Annotated in this window: 23 protein-coding genes; 14 read left to right on the forward strand and 9 right to left on the reverse strand. The window is 37.4% G+C overall.

Annotated features, from left to right (window positions below; genetic code table 11):
• Positions 1–4 precede the first annotated feature (4 nt).
• The 7 genes from ABXZ36_RS14600 to ABXZ36_RS14630 all read right to left on the reverse strand — a co-directional run bounded on the left by ABXZ36_RS14600 (position 5) and on the right by ABXZ36_RS14630 (position 7,190).
• A complete protein-coding gene (locus tag ABXZ36_RS14600; protein WP_354616417.1) occupies positions 5–157 on the reverse strand; it encodes a hypothetical protein in 153 nt (50 codons plus the stop codon).
• A complete protein-coding gene (locus ABXZ36_RS14605; RefSeq protein ID WP_354616418.1) occupies positions 154–1,968 on the reverse strand; it encodes a sodium-dependent transporter in 1,815 nt (604 codons plus the stop codon). The genes ABXZ36_RS14600 and ABXZ36_RS14605 overlap by 4 nt, the downstream gene beginning before the upstream one ends.
• Positions 1,969–2,117: 149 nt before the next feature.
• Positions 2,118–4,184, reverse strand: a complete 2,067-nt coding sequence (locus ABXZ36_RS14610) for an amino acid carrier protein (protein ID WP_354616419.1) — start codon at positions 4,182–4,184, stop codon at positions 2,118–2,120.
• Positions 4,185–4,270: 86 nt separating this feature from the next.
• Complete coding sequence (locus tag ABXZ36_RS14615; RefSeq protein ID WP_354616420.1) at positions 4,271–5,278, reverse strand: potassium channel family protein; 1,008 nt, start codon at positions 5,276–5,278, stop codon at positions 4,271–4,273.
• Positions 5,279–5,280: 2 nt separating this feature from the next.
• Entirely contained in the window at positions 5,281–5,508 is a 228-nt protein-coding gene (locus ABXZ36_RS14620; RefSeq protein ID WP_354616421.1) for a PspC domain-containing protein, read from the reverse strand.
• Between the two features lie 9 nt (positions 5,509–5,517).
• Positions 5,518–6,801 carry a DUF2851 family protein gene (locus ABXZ36_RS14625; RefSeq protein ID WP_354616422.1) on the reverse strand — a complete coding sequence of 428 codons (1,284 nt, stop codon included), beginning with the start codon at positions 6,799–6,801 and terminating at the stop codon, positions 5,518–5,520.
• Between the two features lie 77 nt (positions 6,802–6,878).
• Entirely contained in the window at positions 6,879–7,190 is a 312-nt protein-coding gene (locus ABXZ36_RS14630) for a rhodanese-like domain-containing protein (RefSeq protein WP_354616423.1), read from the reverse strand.
• 159 nt (positions 7,191–7,349) lie between these two features.
• Between ABXZ36_RS14630 and ABXZ36_RS14635 the strand changes: the two genes are divergently transcribed.
• The 13 genes from ABXZ36_RS14635 to ABXZ36_RS14695 all read left to right on the forward strand — a co-directional run bounded on the left by ABXZ36_RS14635 (position 7,350) and on the right by ABXZ36_RS14695 (position 19,493).
• Entirely contained in the window at positions 7,350–7,796 is a 447-nt protein-coding gene (locus ABXZ36_RS14635; protein WP_354616500.1) for a MarR family winged helix-turn-helix transcriptional regulator, read from the forward strand.
• 19 nt (positions 7,797–7,815) lie between these two features.
• Positions 7,816–8,448 carry an NAD(P)H-dependent oxidoreductase gene (locus ABXZ36_RS14640; protein ID WP_354616424.1) on the forward strand — a complete coding sequence of 211 codons (633 nt, stop codon included), beginning with the start codon at positions 7,816–7,818 and terminating at the stop codon, positions 8,446–8,448.
• A 36-nt stretch (positions 8,449–8,484) separates the two neighbouring features.
• Positions 8,485–9,063 (forward strand): YceI family protein, encoded by a 579-nt coding sequence (locus ABXZ36_RS14645; RefSeq protein ID WP_354616425.1) that lies wholly within the window; start codon positions 8,485–8,487, stop codon positions 9,061–9,063.
• 265 nt (positions 9,064–9,328) lie between these two features.
• Positions 9,329–10,726: an anthranilate synthase component I family protein gene (locus tag ABXZ36_RS14650; protein ID WP_354616426.1), complete on the forward strand. Its 1,398-nt coding sequence runs from the start codon at positions 9,329–9,331 to the stop codon at positions 10,724–10,726.
• 52 nt (positions 10,727–10,778) lie between these two features.
• Positions 10,779–11,342: an anthranilate synthase component II gene (locus tag ABXZ36_RS14655; protein WP_354616427.1), complete on the forward strand. Its 564-nt coding sequence runs from the start codon at positions 10,779–10,781 to the stop codon at positions 11,340–11,342.
• Between the two features lie 118 nt (positions 11,343–11,460).
• Positions 11,461–12,453, forward strand: a complete 993-nt coding sequence (trpD, locus tag ABXZ36_RS14660) for an anthranilate phosphoribosyltransferase (RefSeq protein ID WP_354616428.1) — start codon at positions 11,461–11,463, stop codon at positions 12,451–12,453.
• 50 nt (positions 12,454–12,503) lie between these two features.
• Entirely contained in the window at positions 12,504–13,289 is a 786-nt protein-coding gene (gene trpC / locus ABXZ36_RS14665) for an indole-3-glycerol phosphate synthase TrpC (RefSeq protein ID WP_354616429.1), read from the forward strand.
• A 22-nt stretch (positions 13,290–13,311) separates the two neighbouring features.
• Entirely contained in the window at positions 13,312–14,010 is a 699-nt protein-coding gene (locus tag ABXZ36_RS14670; RefSeq protein WP_354616430.1) for a phosphoribosylanthranilate isomerase, read from the forward strand.
• Between the two features lie 12 nt (positions 14,011–14,022).
• A complete protein-coding gene (gene trpB / locus ABXZ36_RS14675) occupies positions 14,023–15,207 on the forward strand; it encodes a tryptophan synthase subunit beta (protein ID WP_354616431.1) in 1,185 nt (394 codons plus the stop codon).
• Between the two features lie 9 nt (positions 15,208–15,216).
• Positions 15,217–15,978, forward strand: coding sequence for a tryptophan synthase subunit alpha (trpA, locus tag ABXZ36_RS14680; RefSeq protein WP_354616432.1), 762 nt, complete (start codon positions 15,217–15,219; stop codon positions 15,976–15,978).
• Positions 15,979–16,015: 37 nt separating this feature from the next.
• The gene (locus ABXZ36_RS14685) at positions 16,016–16,231 is read left to right on the forward strand and encodes a hypothetical protein (RefSeq protein WP_354616433.1); all 216 of its coding nucleotides are present in this window, start codon (positions 16,016–16,018) and stop codon (positions 16,229–16,231) included.
• Positions 16,232–16,342: 111 nt separating this feature from the next.
• Positions 16,343–17,839 (forward strand): M20/M25/M40 family metallo-hydrolase, encoded by a 1,497-nt coding sequence (locus ABXZ36_RS14690; protein WP_354616434.1) that lies wholly within the window; start codon positions 16,343–16,345, stop codon positions 17,837–17,839.
• Between the two features lie 277 nt (positions 17,840–18,116).
• The gene (locus ABXZ36_RS14695) at positions 18,117–19,493 is read left to right on the forward strand and encodes an FAD-containing oxidoreductase (protein WP_354616435.1); all 1,377 of its coding nucleotides are present in this window, start codon (positions 18,117–18,119) and stop codon (positions 19,491–19,493) included.
• A 224-nt stretch (positions 19,494–19,717) separates the two neighbouring features.
• On the opposite strand, the gene ABXZ36_RS14700 is transcribed toward ABXZ36_RS14695, so the two are convergent.
• A complete protein-coding gene (locus ABXZ36_RS14700; protein ID WP_354616436.1) occupies positions 19,718–20,482 on the reverse strand; it encodes a uracil-DNA glycosylase family protein in 765 nt (254 codons plus the stop codon).
• Positions 20,483–20,653: 171 nt separating this feature from the next.
• Between ABXZ36_RS14700 and ABXZ36_RS14705 the strand changes: the two genes are divergently transcribed.
• Positions 20,654–20,782 carry a 30S ribosomal protein THX gene (locus tag ABXZ36_RS14705; protein WP_354616437.1) on the forward strand — a complete coding sequence of 43 codons (129 nt, stop codon included), beginning with the start codon at positions 20,654–20,656 and terminating at the stop codon, positions 20,780–20,782.
• Positions 20,783–20,784: 2 nt separating this feature from the next.
• On the opposite strand, the gene ABXZ36_RS14710 is transcribed toward ABXZ36_RS14705, so the two are convergent.
• The gene (locus ABXZ36_RS14710; RefSeq protein ID WP_354616438.1) at positions 20,785–21,156 is read right to left on the reverse strand and encodes a hypothetical protein; all 372 of its coding nucleotides are present in this window, start codon (positions 21,154–21,156) and stop codon (positions 20,785–20,787) included.
• Positions 21,157–21,174: the final 18 nt, after the last annotated feature.

Here is a 21,174-nt window from a genome sequence, read left to right on the forward strand (position 1 = left end):
CTTATTATTCTTGCCTAATTACCTCATCGTCATTATCGGAATACGAATCTGGTTCTGGCTTTGGAGCAATAGTCAATACCTTATAAAAAAAGTACCCAGCAAAGAATATTACAATTCCTTGGGCTAAAAACATAACAATTAAAGCTGATGTGTTCATAATGTGGCCCTCCCCTCTCTTTTGCGTTTGTTATAAGCTAAATATACTAAAAATGCAATAAATGCAAACATGGCAAGTAACATGGTTCTACCAATATTCTTGTAAAATACTTTATTGGTAAACGAGCCTTTGGCAATGACATCGCCGGGTTTGATTATATCTCCTACTTTTACAACTGTTCTTTGATCATCTTTAAATAAATACGATCTAAAATCGATAAATTTTTCCTCAATGGAGACCTCATTCACTTTATCATAGCGTTTTCTGGTATTTTCAAAGGAAAATTTAACCTCTTGTGGTTTAACTTCTTCTACTGTACCTATCGAAGTTCCTTTTCCATCAAATTTTTCCGCATAGTATTCGTCTGCAAAAGAAGTGCTATTGTACGTATCCTTGTGAAGAATATTATCTACCATACTAGGGATACTTGCCAAAAAGACCCACCCTAATAATACAGGCGTTACAAATTTGATAATAAATTTATATACCAAGGGAATCTTTATATCGGCCCCAGTGTTTATCTCCTTCCATCCTTTTTCCATTCCGAAAATCCAAGCGAATAGGATTACTTCAAAGAAAGCAAACACCACCAAACTAACTGTACCTCCCCAGTAATCATAGTCATCAAATACCCCCTCTTGATAAAAAAATACGGTTGGCAATCCCATCAACAGGGCTAAAGCCCCAAAAGACCAAGCCCCTTTTTTCTGTCCCCATCCAAACTCATCCCTCATAAAACCAATCCATGGTGTTCCCATGGCAAGAGAACTTGTAATACCAGCGAAAAACAACAATCCAAACCACATCACCCCTGCCACTGCGGCTAAAATTGGGCCCCATTGTTGAAATAGGTATGGCATGGTCTGAAACGCCATTCCAAAACCTGCATTATTAATGACCCAATCCAATCCTAAATAACCCGCTGCAATTGGAATAACAATGGCACTACCAAGCACAACTTCCACAAAACCATTCATGAAACCGGCGGAGACAGCATTTAAAGCAATATCGTCCTTACTATTTACGTATGATGCATAACAGTGAATTGTTCCCATACCTACAGAAAGCGTAAAGAAAATTTGTCCGGCCGCTGCCAACCAAACCTTAGGATTTAGTAAGGTATCATATTGCGGAGTCCAAAGAAAATTTAAACCGTCCCAGGCATTTGCGTCTGGAAAAAGATCAGAAGCTCCTGTTGTTCCAAGGGTATATCCGCGGATCGCAAGAAATACCCCAAATAAAATTAAAAGCGGCATCCCAATCTTGGCTACCTTTTCAACGCCACCCAATCCTTTAGAAAGGATATAGGTATTCAATGACAGACAAAGCACATAAAACACAATAGCTTCGTAGGGAATTCCTGTGGTACTTTGAGCCACATCTACGTAGGAATTAAAAAATCCGGCTACTTCCCCTTGGGACATTCCTCCAAAAGTACCTACTATGGAATGATAGACATAGGACAATGTCCAAGATTCAATATAGGCATAATAAGCTACAATGGCTAGGTTGGTGAAAATACCGAAGACCCCGATATACTTTAAAATCGGCCCCTTAACCATAGAGTCAAAGATATAGGGCGTGCTATGATTGCCAAATTTACCACCATAACGTCCAGAGGACCACTCTATAAACAATAAGGGGATCCCCATTAATAAAAAACAAACCAAATATGGAATGATAAATGCACCCCCTCCATTTTGTACAGCCTGTACCGGAAAGCGGAGGAAGTTACCCAATCCTACAGCATTTCCTGCCATTGCTAAAATTAGCCCCATCCTGGAGCCCCAAGAATCTGATGTTTTTGCCATGATGTCAAGGTTAAATCTTAGATCTATTTAACCGGCACGAAATATCGTAAAAAAAAGAACACGTTAATGGAAATAATTAATACAGAAAATCCCGTTTAAATTGCTCGGAAAAACAACTTAAACGGGACTTTTAAAGACTCTTATTTTTTTTACTTAACCTCTTGTTTTTTAAATAGTTTATTCGCTTTTAAATCAACCCAATACTTGTTCAGATCAGTTTTTACTTCCCCTGACATGATATACAAACCTATAATATTAGGGAAAGACATTGCTAATATCATCATATCGGAAAAATCTAACACCGCTCCCAAACTCACTGAAGCACCAATAACAACAAATACCAAGAATAACATTTTATACGCATATTCCGTTTTCTTGCTTTTTCCAAATAAATAGGTCCAAGCTCTCATCCCATAATACGACCATGAGATCATAGTAGAAAATGCAAAAAGAAATACTGCCAAGGCCAATACGTAAGGGAACCAAGAAATTTGGCTTCCAAAGGCATCAGATGTCAATTGAGCACCCGCCATTCCTTCTACCTCATGCATCCCAGTAAAGATGAGTACTAAGGCAGTTAAGGTACACACCACTACAGTGTCTATAAAAGGCTCTAAAAGAGCTACAAAACCTTCCGAAGGAGGGTGGTTTGTCTTAGCTGTACTATGTGCAATAGCTGCAGAACCTACCCCGGCCTCATTGGAGAAAGCCGCTCGTTGAAATCCTACGATCAACACACCAACGACGCCACCTTTAAGTGCACTTGGACTAAAAGCACCATCTACAATCGCAGAAAATGCAGGCCCAATATTTTCAATATTCATTATAATTACCGCCAAAGCGGCAACAATGTAGACGGAAGCCATGATTGGGACAACTCTTCCTGTAACTTTGGCAATGCTATTGATTCCTCCAATAATCACCACTCCAACAAGAATTGCGGTTATAACTCCAAACCAAAATCCGTTTCCTTGTAGTGCAGGAAATTGTCCAGATAATTGTTCAAATGACTGATTGGCTTGAAACATATTACCTCCACCAAAGGAAGCACCTACGGCAAGTACGGCAAATACTGCTGCCAATACTTTTCCAAAGCCTTTCATATTTCTTTTTTCAAGACCATATCTCAAATAATTCATTGGTCCACCAAAGACACGTCCATCGGGAAGGATATTCCTATACTTAACCCCTAAGGTACACTCAACAAATTTTGAAGACATTCCCAATAGTCCGCATACGATCATCCAAAATGTAGCTCCCGCACCCCCTAAAGAGACTGCAACCCCTACTCCTGCAATATTTCCCAATCCTACGGTACCTGATACTGCAGTAGCCAAGGCTTGAAAATGCGTTACTTGCCCAGGAGCATCAGGATCGTCGTATTTCCCTCTAGCCAAATCCAAGGAATGTCTAAAGCCTCTTATATTAATAAAGCCCATTCTTAAGGTAAAGAACAATGCACCCAATACCAACCATATCACTATAAAAGGAATTCCTTTTTCTTGCGGATCCCCATTAGGATGTCTTATTATTTCTGGACTGTCGTATTTAATAGAAGCCAAATAATGGGCTCCTTGTTTTATAACGTCTTCTTGGTTATTAGAATCATAGATAACCCCTCCTTCTTTGACTAAATATTTTAAACTTCCGTTAACAGGTGAGTTCACTGTTTCTGCAGCCCCTCCATTTCTGGAAACAATTGCAACTGCATCACCTTTTTTTACCTTAGCTCCTTCAGGCTTTAGCCATTCCTTAAGTACAAATTTATCATTCGCTTCTGGCGACCAACCCGGAGCTCCTATTCTTTTTACATCAGCATATATCACTGGATCATAAATACCAATCGCAGCAAAAGGATCCCAAAAGAGCACAGATCCTAGAGCACTAACTGCAGGAGTCATTGCCCCATTGAAAACTTCTGTGATTTCTTGAGTTGGTACCTTATATTCTTTTGAAACAGACAATCCATTGGAATCGGTTATTGTCACATCATAGGTTAGACCTTCTACTAAACCACTTGCTCTGTTCGAGGACAGCGGGGTTGCTTGGTTGCTCCACTTATACGTGTAAGGCTCTGTTCCCCCTTCTACTTCGAGTTCAATAACACCATCATTGATGTTTGTTGATGGGTTTAAAAGTTTATGTTTTACTGTAAGTTCTTGAGAAAAAACTGCTATAGTAAGCAGCATAAAAATGGAAGATATATATTTCTTCATAAGAAATTTATGTTGGTATGATTTTATTAAGGATTGGCAATATCTTAAAAAAAATCCTCGCAATCAAGTATTCCATTAAAATATCATCAGTCAATATGGAACATTTCATTCAATTTCTTAATTTGTTCCGGCCGTCCCAATACAATTACCTTACTTTTTGGCTGCATTTGCAAATCTGCTTCGGGGTTAATGATGTAATTACCATTAGGCTCAATATATCCAATTATGGTACACCCCGTCTTTTTCCTCAAGTCCAAATCCCTCAAGGAATAACCTTCTACCTCATCGGAGAAATTCTCAATGGCGATCTCTTCCAAGTTGGTTGTGTGTTCACCTTCCATGGATAATTTATCCATAAAAGTGATCAAATCTGGCATGACAACCAAAGAGGCCATATGGTTTCCACCGATCTTGTCAGGCATAATAACCTTATCGGCTCCCGCCAATACCAGCTTTTTTTGAGAGGTGGCCAAGGAGGCTCGACTTATAATAAATAGTTTTTTATTCAGCTGTCTTGCCGATAGTACCACGAATAGATTGGCTGCGTCATCCGGCATTGCTGTGATTAAATATTGTGCCTTTTCAACGCCAGCCTCTTTTAACACCTCATCGTCAATAGCATCGCCCTCTACAAAAAGAATGTCGTTTTCATATTTTTCTATGACCTCCTTATCCTTCTCCACAACAACAAAGGCCCTTTTATACGCGCTAAGTCGCTCTATGGCCTGCATCCCATTTCTACCGAAACCACAAACAATGACATGGTTGGACAAACTATTGATTTTTTGTTTCACTTTTTTCTTTTTTAAAATTTGAAGAGAATTCCTTCCTAAAATATATTCGGTTATTACGGAAATGGCAAATGCAAAGATAAAAACACTTGAAATGATTAGAAAGACCGTGAAAATTTTGGCCACTGTATCCAAAGGCTTTACTTCGGAAAAACCAACCGTAGTTACTGTGATGACTGTCATATAAAATGCATCTAGCCAATTATAATCCGACAAATACCTATACCCTAATATCCCAGTAAACAATACACCAAGCACCATTACCAATGCCAAATATATTTTAGAACGAAAAAGTTTAATCATAGTTAAAGATCAAATACAGAAGTACGTTTGGTATATAATAAGTCTTTTATTTTTAGCCAAAAAGCAAGAAAAAGATACACTGCAAATCCGAAACCGAGGGTAACAAAAGTTAAATAAATAAATGTAGTCCTGACAACACGAGCCCTAATTCCTAGGCGCTCCGCAATTCGCCGACATACTTCAAATCCTCTTTTTTGAAGATAGTATAATAATTGATAGAAAGAATCCATTGGTTAAAATTAACTATTTCTGCACAATATGCTAATACCAACAGGACATTGAAGACATTTATTTTTTACACAATAAGAATTATACAACTGCAGCAGCCCCTGAGCATCCATAACACTTTTGCAAGAAACTCCAAGATCCTGGAAGTTAGATATAAGTGAATTTTGTTCCGGACTAATTGCTATTGCAAAATTTACAATACTCTTGGAAGACTCATTACCCTTAGACCTATCATAACAAAATTTTAATGGTAGGATAGCATTAATAATGATCAATTCCACCAAAGACTTCGACACTTTCTTCTCTTGTTTTTTGGATAACTTTCCAAAAGTGAAATGAGTAGTCCAATAAGAGTTGGCGGTAACAGTGAACAAATCATTAATCTCATCTAAGGTTTCTGCCCCCATCAGCTTGCTGAACAGGTGTTCTTGATTTTTATATAATGCGGCAACTTGGGAAAGCCTAAGGTTTGGAAAGTTATGGGGACGCAATTTAAAAAAATCTGGTTTTAAATGAGAAGTTCCTAATAACGAATATTTAATAGACAGGTATCCATACTCCTTTTTAAGATTTAAATAATGATCGTCTAAAATTGAATCATCTTCTAAGAATCCCGCAACCCCCATCAGCAAACTTTCCAGTTTAAAACCATCATTGTTTAATTTTCTGATGATAGGAAAGGGGATTGCTTTTCCAATTTCAAAAAAAGCCTCTCCATTTATTTTTGTGCCAAAACTTTTCATGAGTAATATGAAGAGAACCTGCTCCCAATCTTGGTTATATTCCTTTAGCAACTTATCAATGAAAATGGACTTTATTTCCAGACGTTCAAAATAAAGACGTTCTAACCAATTTTGAAATTTAAAACCATCAAATTCGCTAATACTTCCTCCACAATTTATAAAGGATTCCCTTTTATTAGAAAATAATTCCGCGTAGGAATTCAACAATGTCTTCGAAATAAAATCTTTTAATTGAAGTGAAGGAATCTGGCTGTTATCTGTCCTAAAAATAGTAGCGTCATCATCCCATACTATATGAAGTATTACGGAGTTGTATTTTTCGTCCGTTTCATAATGATGGGCGTACCAATCAGAAGAGCGCAAATGCATTTCTACATTTCCCGCCCATAATTGCGCTCCAATTTTAATTTGGGCATTGAAAAAATCGGGGCCTGCTAATTGCTTGTGCACACCGAAGTCTTTAATTACAATAGACTCCCCTTCAAATGTTCTTAAAGTTTGTCCTTGCAATTTCTTTAACTTCCAGATAAAATGCAGCAAATCTTCACGCATTCTTATAAGAAAAAAAAACCGCTACACATAGAAAAATAGCTACGCTTAGCGGATTTTTTAATGCTACATAAATATACTTAATCTACTACTTCTCCTTCCCACTTCATAAAACCACCTTCCAAATTATAGGCATTTTTAAAACCTGCATTATTCATAATACCACATGCTTGCCCACTCCTATTTCCAGATCTACAATACACATAATAATTTTTGGACTTATCTAATTTCTCCAATTCCTCTAAAAATTCCTGCCCTAAATAAATATCAATATTGGTGGATCCAGGGATATATCCTTCATCAACTTCATCCGAAGTACGTACATCCAAGATAAATGCATTTTGGTCTTGTTCTAGTTGAGAACACCACTCTTCTTGTGATAAATTTGCCATTTTTTTCAATTTTATAAACCAAAAATAAGGCTTTTCTTGTAATAATTGGCCATACCTACCTTTATGAAATCCTCTTAACTTTTAACAAAATATTATAGCAGCAACTATGGTAGAATTAAAAATTCAACATACATTTGTATGTACAAATGTTGTAACAACATGAATGTAGAGGAAATTATAAAAACGAACAAGCAAATACCTTTGGTTAGCAGGACGCTTATCCATATGAGTTTGGTAGAGCACAAACTTAACGAGGTGGTTTCCAATGCACTCAAACCTTTTGAAGTATCGCTGCAACAATTCAATGTTCTGAGAATCTTAAGAGGCCAAAAAGGAAAACCTGCTAACCTTTCTACCTTAAACGAAAGAATGGTTACCAAAATGAGTAATACTACCAGGCTAGTAGATAAGTTAATTACTAAAGGATATGTTGATCGAGTTACCTGCGAAAGCAATAGACGCAAAGTAGAGATCAATATTACTACGGCTGGTGAAAAAGCACTGTTGGAAATGGATAAGGTCATGAAAAAATCTGAACACGCAGTAGTAAAAAACTTCACGGAGGACGATCTCAAATTATTAAACAAATTGTTAGATAAATTTTAATTTAAAACCAGTTATAAAAATGAGTACCTATATAGACAGTTTAAATTGGCGCTATGCCACCAAAAAATTTGATACCACCAAAAAGGTGTCACGTGAGGATTTAGAATCCTTGTTGGAAGCAACTACCCTAAGTGCCTCTTCCTTTGGCTTACAACCTTACAAGATAATTGTAGTGGAAGATGCCGAGATAAGGTCTAGGTTAAAACCTGCTGCTTGGGACCAATCTCAAATCACAGACGCTTCCCACCTTATTGTATTAGCCAATCAAAATTCATTTGGTGCTGAATTGGTAGAGGACTACGTGGACAATGTAAGTAAAACAAGAGGAATACCGGCTGAGGGACTAAAAGGGTATGCTGATTTTATGATATCAAAATTAGTTCCTCTTTCAGAAGATGCCAAAGCAGTTTGGACTGCAAAACAAACCTACATCGCCTTAGGAAATCTACTATCCGCAGCCGCAATTAATAAAATTGATGCTTGCCCCATGGAAGGTTTCGATCCGCAGCAATTTAATGATATTTTAGGTTTAACAGAGAAGGGTTTAAATACATCTGTTTTAGTGGCTATTGGATATCGTTCTGAAGAAGATGAGACACAGCATTATAAAAAAGTTAGGAAGTCTAAAGAAAATTTAATTACACACATATAAATAAAAACAACAAGCATTAACTCTAAAATTAACACTATGAAAAAAAGCGTATTCAGTTTAGTATTGGCAGTAGTTGTAGGAGCTACAGCATTTGCAACCACACCAATTAAAGTAGAAAAGAAAGAAGTAAAAACATCAGAAAGCACCGTAACGTGGAAAGGGTATAAGGTTACAGGCTCGCATTATGGTACCATCAACCTAAAAGAAGGAGCATTGATGTTTGATGGAGATAAATTAACGGGAGGTGAATTTGTTGTAGACATGACTTCTCTAATCTCAACAGATTTAGAAGGTGAATCTAAAGGAAAATTGGAAGGACACTTAAAATCTGATGACTTTTTTGGAACAAGCAATAACCCAACTTCCAAATTAGTATTTACCACTGTTAAGGCCTCTGGCAAGAACTCTTACCAAGTAACAGGAGACCTTACGATCAAAGGAAAGACCAATTCAATTATGTTTGACGTTTCTGTCTATGGGAATAAAGCTACTGCTACCATGAAAGTAGATCGTTCTAAATATGATGTTAAATACGGATCAGGAAGTTTCTTCGACAACCTAGGAGACAAAACTATCTATGACGAATTTGATTTGGTGGTAGATTTAGCGTTCTAATCAAGAAAAAACAAAACGATTTAAACCTCACTGTTGTGGGGTTTTTTATTTTTTCCATTTAGCTGTTGTCAATTTAAATTTCCTCCTTATCTTTGATGCTCAATGAAAAACAGAATAGCAAATTTTTGGTGGTGGAAAAACTTACGAACAACGTCGTGAGCAGAGCATCATTGTAGTTAAACTATATAAAAGGCTTGTCATCACGACAAGCCTTTTTTCATTTTCATTTAGAATCTAAATAAGGCAATTAAATTTGAGTACGTCCATGAAATACGAATTAGTTACCCATTATAAAAAAATCCTTGCGGATACCATTACACCTGTTAGTGTGTATCTAAAGATAAGAGACAGGTTTCCAAATAGCATTTTGTTGGAAAGTAGCGACTATCACGCAAATGATAATAGCTTTTCTTATATCTGTTGTAATCCAATTGCCTCCATTAAGGTGGAGAATGAATTAGTGTCTCAGCATTTCCCTGACGGCAATAAAAAAGAAATTGGGGTAAATCCAGATACAGACATTCCTTCTATTCTGGATGAATTCAGTAAAAAATTCGAGGCCCAAAACAATGACTTTAAATTCATAAACAATGGTTTGTTTGGTTATATGGCTTACGATGCCGTGCGATATTTTGAAGATTTAAAACTTACTAAAAAAGACAATAGTATTCTTATTCCAGACATATACTATGCCGTCTATCAAAACATCATTGCCATAAACCATTTTAAGAACGAAGCCTATATTTTTGCTCATTGTTATAAAAATGAAAATAATATTCCAGAAATAGAACAAATCTTAAGTGCTAAAAATTTTGCATCCTTTACCTTTTCTAAAGCTGGCAATCCAATCTCTAATCTTAAAGAAGAGGAATACAAAGAGCAGGTGGCATTGGCTAAAAAACACTGCCAAAGAGGAGATGTCTTTCAATTGGTTTTGTCCCGAAGGTTTTCACAAGAATTTACAGGGGACGAATTTAATGTATACAGAGCCTTACGCTCTATTAACCCCTCCCCGTATTTGTTTTATTTTGATTATGGAGATTTCAAAATATTTGGAAGCTCTCCTGAGGCCCAATTAATTGTAAAAGACGGTAAAGCCGAAATTCACCCAATAGCGGGAACTTTTAAAAGAACAGGTAATGACGAGCAAGATGCCCTATTAGCCAAACAATTAAAAGTAGACGATAAAGAAAATAGCGAACACGTGATGCTCGTAGATCTGGCGAGAAACGACCTTAGCCGCCACGGCACCGATGTGGTGGTAGAGAATTATCGGGAGGTTCAATTCTTTTCCCATGTGATCCACTTAGTATCAAAAGTAACTGGACAAAAGAAAAAAGATACTCCAACAATGAAAGTGGTAGCAGATACCTTTCCGGCAGGAACATTAAGTGGTGCTCCTAAGCACATGGCTATGCAATTGATAGATAAATACGAAAAGACCAGCAGGGGCTATTATGGAGGGGCCATAGGTTTTATGGATTTTAATGGCAATTTTAACCACGCCATTATGATTAGAACTTTCCTGAGTAAAAACCACGAATTACATTACCAGGCGGGTGCTGGTATTGTAGCGGCATCAAATCCAGAAGACGAGTTACAAGAGACTTATAATAAACTTGGCGCATTGACCAAAGCTCTTGAGATAGCGGAAACCATATAAAATTCTAAAAAAGTTTATCAATCCGTTTTTAATCGGGATAGCAATAGAGTAAATGAAAAACATATTAGTAATAGACAACTACGACAGCTTCACCTACAATCTTGTACATTATTTGGAAGATTTGAACTGTAAGGTGACCGTAAAAAGAAACGACCAATTGAACCTAGATGAGATAGAACCATTTGACAAGATTGTTCTTTCACCGGGGCCTGGTATTCCAGATGAAGCAGGTCTGTTAAAAGAAATCATAGCCGCCTATGCGCCAACGAAAAGTATTTTTGGAGTTTGTTTGGGACAACAGGCCATTGCTGAAGTTTTTGGAGGTTCCTTGGATAATCTAGATCAGGTATATCATGGAATTGCCACAAAGATCACCATTATAAAAGACGATATCCTTTTTAAGGGAATGCCCAAGGAAATTGAAGTGGGTCGCTATCACTCTTGGGTGGTAAATACTAACTTACCAAAAACCCTTGAAGTCACATCAGTGGATGAAAATGGACAAATAATGTCGCTTCGCCACAAGGAGTATGACGTCTGTGCGGTGCAATTCCATCCAGAATCTGTACTTACCCCTGAAGGTAAAAAAATATTGAAGAATTGGGTTGAAAATTAACTTTACAAGGCCAGTAAAGGCACAATATTTAAATAGACCAACACAAGTAAAATACGAAAGGGGTTACGATAGATAGTTTACAATTAACTACTATAAGAATTCTGCAATAGACAAGAAAATGAAACAGATTTTAAACAGATTAATTAATCACGATGTCCTTTCCAAGACGGATGCTAAACAAGTATTGGTAAATATCGCCAAAGGGGATTATAACACCAGCCAAATCGCTGCATTTCTTACAGTATATATGATGAGAAGTGTAACTGTAGAGGAATTGGAAGGCTTTAGAGATGCCCTCTTAGAACTTTGTTTGGCGGTAGACCTTTCTGCCTATAATCCAATTGATCTCTGCGGAACGGGAGGTGATGGCAAGGACACCTTTAATATTTCTACCTTGTCTTCATTTGTAACAGCAGGAGCAGGGGTCAAAGTGACCAAACATGGAAATTATGGGGTATCCTCCACCTGCGGTAGTAGTAATGTCATGGAGTTTTTGGGGATTAAATTTAGTAGTGACCCCGGTTTTCTTGAAAAGTCGATAGATGAAGCTGGTATTTGTGTCTTACACGCACCTTTGTTTCATCCAGCCATGAAGAATGTGGCCCCAATCAGAAGAGAGCTAGGAGTAAAAACATTTTTCAATATGTTGGGACCCATGGTCAACCCTGCCTTTCCAAAAAACCAAATGGTAGGGGTTTTTAATCTTGAACTTGCAAGAATGTACGGTTATCTATATCAGAAAACGGATATCAATTTTACAATTTTGCATGCCTTGGATGGCTATGACGAAATTTCCTTGACGGGCAATACCAAAACTATTTCCAACCAATCCGAAACCATTTTAAAACCTTCTGATTTTGGTGTGGAGACCATTTTACAATCAGATATTGTCGGAGGAGATACCATAGAGAAATCAGCTCAAATTTTTCTTAATGTCCTGCAAGGCAAAGGTACGATCCAACAAAACAATGTGGTTTGTGCTAATGCAGGGATGGCCATAGCTACCGTAAAAAATATAAATCCAAAAGAGGGTTTTGAACTAGCCAAGGAGTCTTTAATTTCCGGAAAAGGCTTGGTAGCCCTTAAAAAGCTTCAGGCTTTAAGTGCATAATAAAATAACTTATAGAAATCATCGTGAATCAAAAACGGTCTCTTTAACAAATGAATATATTAGATAAAATAGTATTTGATAAGCGCAAGGAAGTTGATCTAAAAAAGCTGATCATCCCTACCTCACAGCTAGAAGCGTCTGCCCTATTTGAAAGACCTACCGTTTCTTTAGCTAAGGCCTTAGCAAATAGTTCTACGGGAATAATTGCAGAACACAAACGCAGATCCCCTTCCAAATCAGTGATCAATCAAAACCTTAATGTGCAGGATGTAGCTGTAGGTTATGAAAATGCGGGAGTTTGCGGGATGTCTGTGCTTACCGATGGAAAATATTTTGGCGGTTCCATGGACGATCTCTTATTGGCCAGAGCAGCTGTTAGCATGCCTCTACTGCGCAAAGAATTTATTATAGATGAGTATCAAATCTTAGAAGCCAAAGCTTATGGTTCCGATGTTATTCTATTGATTGCCGCTATTTTATCAAGAGAGGAAATAAAGATTTATTCTGAATTTGCAAAAAAATTAAACCTAAACGTTTTATTGGAAGTCCACAATGAGGAAGAACTACAAAAATCCATAATGCCAAGTTTGGATATGCTGGGAGTCAACAACAGGAACCTAAAGACCTTTGAAGTAAGTTTGGAGATTAGTAAAATCCTATCCACACTTATTCCTGATGAGTTTGTAAAAGTCTCTGAAAGTGGGATAAGTTCCGTAGAAGCTATTAATGACTTAAAGAATTACGGCTATAAAGGCTTTTTAATAGGGGAAAATTTTATGAAAACGGATAACCCTGGGAAAAGTGCGCAACAATTTATAAAAGCCCTAGGAGCCTAGGCATAAGTATTGAACCACAATAATGAAAACAAAGAAAATAACAAAAAAAAGCATGCAGATTTCTTCTGAAAACAGAGAAGTGAAAATCAAGATCTGCGGGATGAAGTATGCTGAAAATATGGAAGCAGTTGCCCATTTAGAACCCGATTATTTGGGATTCATTTTTTGGGAACCTTCAGAACGTGTTTTTACTGGTGATTTGGGTAGCATATCATCCGCTATAAAAAGGGTAGGTGTTTTTGTGAATACCCCTCTCGATGAAATTATCCAAAAGGTGTTAGAGTTTAACCTGCAGGCTATACAATTACATGGTAAGGAATCCCCTAGGTTTTGTAAGGACTTAACAGAAAATCATACTATACGCCAGCTGGGCAATTTAGAAATCATAAAAGTATTCTCCATAAAAGATGATTTTGATTTTTCAATATTGGCGGAATATGAACCTTTCTGTGATTATTTTTTGTTCGACACCAAAGGCAGATTACCAGGAGGTAACGGATACACCTTTAGTTGGGAGGTTCTAAAAAACTATCCATCCACCAAGCCATTTTTTTTAAGTGGGGGTATTGGATTGGAAGACGTTGAAAAAATAACGAATTTCCTAAAAAGACCAGAATCTCAATATTGCTATGCCATAGACGTCAACAGCAAGTTTGAGATAGAGCCAGGAAGGAAGCAAATTGATAAGCTTAACACATTTTTAAAATTATTGCGGAAATAAAAAATGGAAACGATGACATTTAACGTAGACGAAAAAGGATATTATGGAGATTTCGGCGGGGCCTATATCCCAGAAATGCTTTATCCTAATGTAGAAAATCTAAGGAAAAACTATCTGAAAATAATGGCAGAACCTTCCTTTAAGGAGGAGTTTGACCAATTGTTGAAGGATTATGTGGGCAGGCCAACCCCGCTATATTTTGCCAAGCGATTATCTGAAAAATACAATACCAAGATATATCTAAAAAGAGAAGACCTAAATCATACTGGAGCTCATAAGATCAATAATACTATAGGACAGATCTTAATGGCCAGGCGATTGGGGAAATCTAGGATTATTGCAGAAACCGGTGCTGGCCAGCATGGTGTGGCCACGGCCACCGTATGTGCTTTAATGGGTATGGAATGTATTGTGTATATGGGCGAGATTGATATTGCTCGCCAAGCCCCCAATGTAGCCCGTATGAAAATGTTAGGAGCCCAAGTGCGTCCTGCCCTTTCCGGAAGTAGAACATTAAAGGATGCTACCAATGAGGCTATTAGAGATTGGATCAACAATCCTGTGGATACCCATTATATAATTGGTTCCGCTATTGGCCCACACCCCTATCCAGATATGGTTACTCGTTTTCAGGCTGTTATTTCCGAAGAGATAAAATGGCAGTTAAAAGAAAAAGAAGGAAAGGAAAACCCGGATTATGTAGTAGCCTGTATTGGAGGAGGCAGTAACGCAGCAGGTACGTATTATCATTTCCTTCATGAAAAGGAGGTTGGTATTATTGCGGTTGAAGCGGCTGGTAAAGGTATAGATTCAGGTGAAAGTGCCGCGACCTCAGCTTTAGGTAAAGAAGGTATTATCCATGGCTGTAAAACCTTATTGATGCAAACCTTGGACGGACAAATTACCGAACCTTATTCTATTTCTGCAGGTTTGGATTATCCTGGAGTTGGACCCATGCACGCCCATCTTTATAAAACAGGTAGAGCAGAATTTATTTCGATCACTGATGATGACGCAATGGAAGCAGGTTTAGAGCTTTCCAAAATGGAGGGTATCATTCCGGCCATAGAAACTTCTCATGCCTTAGCTATTTTTGAGCATAGAAAGTTTAAACCAGATGATGTGGTAGTCATTAACCTATCTGGCCGTGGCGATAAGGATCTGAGCACGTACATTGAATATTTTAAATTGGCATAGCACCATAAGATGAACAGAATCAATCAGAAGTTACAAGAGGATAAAAAATTACTTTCCATATATTTTACTGCCGGATATCCCGCGTTGAACGATACCGTGAAAATCATTCAGGACCTGGAGAAAAATGGCGTTGATATGGTAGAAATTGGATTGCCGTTCAGCGATCCCTTGGCAGATGGCCCAACCATTCAGGCAAGCTCCACACAGGCTCTAAAAAATGGGATGAACACAGCCCTACTTTTTGAGCAGTTAAAGAATATTAGAGAAACTGTTTCCATTCCCCTAATCGTTATGGGATATTTTAATCCAATGCTCCAATATGGCGTAGAGCCCTTTTGTAAAAAATGTCAAGAAATAGGGATAGACGGAATTATCATGCCGGATTTACCCTTAGATGTATACCAAGACAAGTACGAACATATCTTTAAAGCTAACGGCCTTGCCAATATCTTCCTGATCACTCCACAGACTGGCGATGACCGTATCCAACAAATTGATCTTGCTTCCAATGCCTTTATCTATATGGTTAGTTCTGCTAGTGTAACAGGATCCCAAGACGGTTTTGGCAACACACAAGAAGACTATTTTAATAGAATTGATAATATGAATCTTAAAAATCCTCAAATTGTAGGATTTGGGATCAGTAATTCAGAAACCTTTAAACAAGCTACAAAACAAGCTAAAGGTGCTATTATTGGTTCGGCATTCATAAAGCATTTAACACAAAAAGGATCAGATGACGTCGCTGAGTTTGTAAGAGCTATTCGCTAAAATTCCAAATGGCACACTTTGATTTAAAATAACTCCTATGGATGTAATTAACAATTGGAAAATTGTTCTGCTACTTTGCCTGACCTTGGGTTTAGCTCCCTTTCTGCCAGAACCACACGTTTTAGGGAAGTTAAAATGGATAGCAGGGGGCGCCAAAGGCATGCAGTTCATGGATTGGTTTGATGCTTTGTTGCACGGCTTTCCCTACCTCTTGCTTTTAAGGCTCGTAGTATTAAAAATTAAAAGGAAATAATCAAGGAGCTTTTATAGCTCCTTTTTTTTTGACCAATAAAAGAGGTTGTGTATATCCGCTTATTATAAAAGTATTCGCTAAATTTAGATTTTTAAATTCATTTGAAACCTCATGAAAAAATTACTATTCCCGTTTATATTTCTGGTGATTTCTACCATTTCTGCCCAAGAAGCTATGCAACTGAAATCAAGTGTAAGGCACACCATTGATGAGTTAAGGGATTTTGTTTCCATACCTAATGATGCCTTGGAACACGCAGATATCAATAGGAACATCACCTGGCTCACCAATAAATTTAACGAACGAGGTTTTAATAGCTCTGTATTGCCTACGGAAGGAGAATCCCTTTTTTTTGCAGCCTTACCTATGGAGGACTCCAAGCCTACCATTTTGTTTTATATGCATTTTGATGGACAATCAGTAGACCCTTCCAAGTGGAACCAGCCAAATCCTTATGATGTGGTATTAAAAGCTCCAGAAGGCGACGGTTGGAAAACCGTATCCTTTGATGAACTCAAAGATGATATCAATTACGATTGGCGCTTGTTCGGAAGATCTACCTCCGATGATAAAGGTCCTATTGTAATGTTCTTGAACGCAATAGATCTTTTGAAAAAAGAGAACAAAACGCTCCCATATAATATCAAGGTAATCCTGGACAGTGAAGAGGAAAAAAGCAGTGCACCATTAGCAAAAGCAGTTAAGGAGTATAGAGAACTTTTAAAGGCTGACTTTTTGATCATCAACGATGGACCTGTTCATAATTCTGGCAAGCCTACCGTAATCTATGGCTGCAGAGGTATCACTACCCTCTCTCTTACTACTTATGGGCCAGAAAAACCACAACACAGCGGGCACTATGGAAATTACGCACCAAATCCAGGCTTTCAACTATCCCAAGTACTGGCCAATATGAAAGACACGAAAGGAAAGGTTATCATTGATGGGTTCTACAATGGTATTGTTTTGGACGAAGCCACAAAGGTCATTTTAAAAAGTGTACCTGATGATGAAACGGAAATTAAAAACAATTTACAGATAAAAACGGCTGAAAAAGTAGGGAGCAATTACCAAGAATCATTACAATATCCTTCCTTGAACCTCAGGGGACTAGGCTCTGGTTGGATTGGCGATAAAGCACGCACCATAGTACCCGAAAGTGCCACTGCTGAGATAGATATACGCTTGGTTCCTGAAAGTGATGGAACTCGCCTCAAAAATCTAGTAAAAAAACATATCGAAAACCAAGGCTTCTACATTACCGATAAGGTCCCTACAAAAGAAGAACGCTTGGCTCATGACAAAATCATGACCATTACAGAAGGCACGGTTACCAATGCCTTCAGAACAGATCTTAATAATCCATATGGCCAATTTTTAGTCGAAACCCTAAAGCAAGCTTTTAAGGAAGATGTTGTACAAATACGAATTATGGGTGGAACGGTGCCTATTGCCCCATTTATTAATGAATTAAAGATCCCCGCCTTTATAGTGCCTTTGGTAAACCCAGACAACAATCAACACAGTCCAAATGAAAATTTGAAAATTGGACAGATAGCTTATGGAATAGAAGTGTTTTATACGATATTGAGTACTCCAAAACTATAAAAATTCATCTGATGTCCTAAGAATACATCAATTTGAAATATTCTTATCCAACTAAAAAAAAGACTTCCTTTCCTGGAGGTCTTTTTTTTAAATTTGACCAAGGTAGATTTTTCAGTACCCATTAAGAATAGCGCAAACGATCCCAAGGTTGCCGCAAACACCACGTGCTGTTTAAATAGTAAATCATATAACCTATATTTAAGAGAACATTTAATTTCAAAGCCCTAAAGTTGAACATCACTAAAAGTCTTAGATTTATAAATTAAAAGCCATGGAAATGAAAAAATTCGACGCTATCATCATTGGATCTGGTCAGGCTGGCACCCCTTTAGCCTTTGCGCTTGCAGTAGCGGGTAAAAAGATAGCCTTCATAGAAAAGGAGCATTTTGGAGGCACCTGTTTAAATACAGGATGCACGCCCACTAAAGCATATATTGCAAGTGCGCGCAGAATGTATGACACCAAAAATGGTGAAGCTTTCGGCATACATATTCCAGCAGGATCTAAAACAGATCTCGAGAAAGTAAAAGAACGGAAAGATCATCTAATTCAAAGTTCTGTAAAAGGAATCCAAAAAGGAATAGAAAACAATGAGAACATAACCTATTTTGAGGGAATAGCTTCTTTCATTGGAGAGAAGACCATCGGTATTAATGGGAACAAAATTACAGCTGATGAAATCTATATCAACGTAGGAGGCCGTCCAAGAATCCCAGATGAATACAAAGCTTTGGATCCATTAGATAACCAAAGTATTTTAGAACTTACCGAACTTCCAGGACATCTCGTAATTATAGGCGGCAGTTATATAGGACTGGAATTTGGACAAATGTTTAAGCGGTTTGGAAGTGAAGTCACCATCGTTGAAAAAAACAGTGCTATTATTAACCGTGAAGATCAAGATATTTCAGCATCCATTCAAAGAACCATGGAAAATGAAGGAGTTGCGTTTCGACTTAACGCGACCTGTATTGGGGTTAAAAATTTGGATAATGGACAAATTTGTGTCAATGTCACTTGTAATAAAGGACAACCTCAAGTTATAGGTACTCATGTCTTATTGGCTATCGGTAGGGTTCCCAATACGGATCTACTTAACTTGGAAAAAGCTGGAATAAAGACGAATGTACAAGGTTATATAGAAGTTAATGATCACCTAGAAACTAACGTGCCAGGAATTTATGCCCTAGGGGATTGTAACGGACAAGGTGCATTTACTCATACAGCTTATAATGATTTTGAGATTATCGCTAATAATAAATTGCAAGGAGGGAACAGAAAAGTTTCCGACAGAATACTTACCTACGGGTTATTTGTAGATCCACCTTTGGGACGTGCGGGAATGACCTTAACTCAAGCAAAAAAAACAGGTAAAAAATTATTGGTAGGAAAAAGGGAGATGAATAACATTGCAAGAGCCAAAGAAAAAGGAGAAACAGATGGCTTTATGCGCGTTATAGTAGATGCTGAAACCGAGCAAATAATAGGAGCCTCCATTTTAGGGGTTGGAGGGGATGAGGTCATAAGTGGAATTTTGAATATCATGACCGCCAAACAACCCTATACCGTTATCCGAGATTCTGTTCAGATACATCCCACAGTTAGTGAGCTCCTACCCACCCTTTTAGGAACATTAAAGCCATTTGAAAACTAACTGCACTAAAGCAGATCCTTTAACATTCCCTAACAAAGTTTTATGATCGTATTAACGGAGATTTTCATGACATAATAGTATGTTATTATTGAATCTTAAAAACGAAAACGACACGGGAATTATTGATGATAAAAGATTAAAAAGAAAAGTAGAACAAAAAAATCCTACCAATACAACAGGAAATACTAATGTTGAAACGAACAAATTTGACATTAAAAAACCCACTATAAAAGCCCAACAGAATAAAAAATAGTCATCCTAATTGTGGAAAAGCAATAGCATTGCCTTTCCATTAAAAAAAAATGACTATACTGTAGGACCCGAAAACCAATTGTATTGAATTTCGGGTCCTTCTTTTTCAATTCTTTATACAACTGCAAACTGCCTACGGCTCCGTTGGCTGCACCGGTAGGAGCCGTAAGAGAAATAGTCCTTATGGTACGTTCCTCTCCTTTATAATTCACAGATGAGAATAGATCTAAAGGAAGTTTAAACTCGTGAATTCGGGGTACTTTGTCTGATATCAATTTTAATCGAAGTCCAAACTCATTTAAATGCTTTCTAAAGAAATATTCCGGGCCATTTTTACTATTTCCACCGGTAAATAGCAGCGTTTGAACATTAGGGTATTCTTGAAGATCACCTAGGATATTTCTAAGTTGTATTTGTTCCATGCCTAGGTCAGAAGCATCAATTTTAGAACGTTCGGCATTGGCAACAATATCGCAAATTCCAATCCTTCTTTCGAGCAAAAATTCCATTCGTTGTGCAACGGCCTTCTGAGTAGTCTCAAAATCCAAGTTCAAATTAAAAATCCGATCTAAAATTGGCCACAGCTGTCCGTCTCTACTACCATAGGAAAAATCTACATCACCTATCATTAATTCCCCACTAGTAAATCTGAGCGGAGGTAAAGTTCCCACGATCAATTTTCTTGCTTCTTTGAATAGAAATGGTTCGTACGGATGTGTATGAATAAATGGCTTCATTAGGTGAAATAAAGAAATCCTAATCAACTTTACAAATAACAATTAAACATTACCCAACTAATACCTGCCAGGAATACTACCCTAAAAAATGTGCCAAAGTCAAAAATATAATGGAATAGGCTTGACGTTAAAGTGTGATTTTTTTACCTTTAGAAGATAAATACGCTAATTATGGGAAAAGGTGATATCAAATCTAAAAAAGGTAAAATTTCTAATAATTCCTATGGAGCCAGAAGAAAACGTAAAATAAAAAAGCGACCTACCGTAGAAGAAAAATTAAAAATTGAAAAAAAGAAATAATCTTAGTCCACTACAAAACTCAACTGTACTTCCCCTGTTTCCAGAACATTGAGCTCATAGGTATAAAATCCTGGTGTTAAAGGTGTTTCACCAACAAAATCGATTGGCTGAAGGATAAAAACTCCTTCTTCGCCTGAAGTGATTTTTATATAATCGTATGCGTAGGCGGTCTCGTATTCCAAATATCCTGAAAATCCATTAGGAGACACATTATTGTGAATTTTGTCTTCTGTTCCAACCTGTACGGTGTCAAAATTTATAGTACTGACATTCTTTACCCTAATATTAGCCATGGTAATGGAATCATCCCTATCAGTACAGCCAAAAAAAACCAACACAAGAAATAATAGTACTGAAGTAACTTTGCCCATCATCTGATTTTTTAAAATTAG

This window comes from Sediminicola arcticus (assembly GCF_040566695.1).
Lineage (GTDB): Bacteria > Bacteroidota > Bacteroidia > Flavobacteriales > Flavobacteriaceae > Sediminicola > Sediminicola arcticus.

What these genes read in the sequence shown, in the direction of transcription:
- ABXZ36_RS14650 (WP_354616426.1), top strand. Translation starts at nt 9,329, where the DNA reads ATGAAATACGAATTAGTTACCCATTATAAAAAAATCCTTGCGGATACC.
- ABXZ36_RS14625 (WP_354616422.1), bottom strand. Translation starts at nt 6,801, where the DNA reads ATGCGTGAAGATTTGCTGCATTTTATCTGGAAGTTAAAGAAATTGCAA.
- trpB (WP_354616431.1), top strand. Translation starts at nt 14,023, where the DNA reads ATGACATTTAACGTAGACGAAAAAGGATATTATGGAGATTTCGGCGGG.
- trpC (WP_354616429.1), top strand. Translation starts at nt 12,504, where the DNA reads ATGAATATATTAGATAAAATAGTATTTGATAAGCGCAAGGAAGTTGAT.
- ABXZ36_RS14615 (WP_354616420.1), bottom strand. Translation starts at nt 5,278, where the DNA reads ATGATTAAACTTTTTCGTTCTAAAATATATTTGGCATTGGTAATGGTG.
- ABXZ36_RS14655 (WP_354616427.1), top strand. Translation starts at nt 10,779, where the DNA reads ATGAAAAACATATTAGTAATAGACAACTACGACAGCTTCACCTACAAT.
- ABXZ36_RS14710 (WP_354616438.1), bottom strand. Translation starts at nt 21,156, where the DNA reads ATGATGGGCAAAGTTACTTCAGTACTATTATTTCTTGTGTTGGTTTTT.
- ABXZ36_RS14635 (WP_354616500.1), top strand. Translation starts at nt 7,350, where the DNA reads ATGAATGTAGAGGAAATTATAAAAACGAACAAGCAAATACCTTTGGTT.
- ABXZ36_RS14630 (WP_354616423.1), bottom strand. Translation starts at nt 7,190, where the DNA reads ATGGCAAATTTATCACAAGAAGAGTGGTGTTCTCAACTAGAACAAGAC.
- trpD (WP_354616428.1), top strand. Translation starts at nt 11,461, where the DNA reads ATGAAACAGATTTTAAACAGATTAATTAATCACGATGTCCTTTCCAAG.
- ABXZ36_RS14695 (WP_354616435.1), top strand. Translation starts at nt 18,117, where the DNA reads ATGAAAAAATTCGACGCTATCATCATTGGATCTGGTCAGGCTGGCACC.
- ABXZ36_RS14645 (WP_354616425.1), top strand. Translation starts at nt 8,485, where the DNA reads ATGAAAAAAAGCGTATTCAGTTTAGTATTGGCAGTAGTTGTAGGAGCT.
- ABXZ36_RS14605 (WP_354616418.1), bottom strand. Translation starts at nt 1,968, where the DNA reads ATGGCAAAAACATCAGATTCTTGGGGCTCCAGGATGGGGCTAATTTTA.
- ABXZ36_RS14670 (WP_354616430.1), top strand. Translation starts at nt 13,312, where the DNA reads ATGAAAACAAAGAAAATAACAAAAAAAAGCATGCAGATTTCTTCTGAA.
- trpA (WP_354616432.1), top strand. Translation starts at nt 15,217, where the DNA reads ATGAACAGAATCAATCAGAAGTTACAAGAGGATAAAAAATTACTTTCC.
- ABXZ36_RS14690 (WP_354616434.1), top strand. Translation starts at nt 16,343, where the DNA reads ATGAAAAAATTACTATTCCCGTTTATATTTCTGGTGATTTCTACCATT.
- ABXZ36_RS14640 (WP_354616424.1), top strand. Translation starts at nt 7,816, where the DNA reads ATGAGTACCTATATAGACAGTTTAAATTGGCGCTATGCCACCAAAAAA.
- ABXZ36_RS14610 (WP_354616419.1), bottom strand. Translation starts at nt 4,184, where the DNA reads ATGAAGAAATATATATCTTCCATTTTTATGCTGCTTACTATAGCAGTT.
- ABXZ36_RS14685 (WP_354616433.1), top strand. Translation starts at nt 16,016, where the DNA reads ATGGATGTAATTAACAATTGGAAAATTGTTCTGCTACTTTGCCTGACC.
- ABXZ36_RS14705 (WP_354616437.1), top strand. Translation starts at nt 20,654, where the DNA reads ATGGGAAAAGGTGATATCAAATCTAAAAAAGGTAAAATTTCTAATAAT.
- ABXZ36_RS14700 (WP_354616436.1), bottom strand. Translation starts at nt 20,482, where the DNA reads ATGAAGCCATTTATTCATACACATCCGTACGAACCATTTCTATTCAAA.
- ABXZ36_RS14600 (WP_354616417.1), bottom strand. Translation starts at nt 157, where the DNA reads ATGAACACATCAGCTTTAATTGTTATGTTTTTAGCCCAAGGAATTGTA.
- ABXZ36_RS14620 (WP_354616421.1), bottom strand. Translation starts at nt 5,508, where the DNA reads ATGGATTCTTTCTATCAATTATTATACTATCTTCAAAAAAGAGGATTT.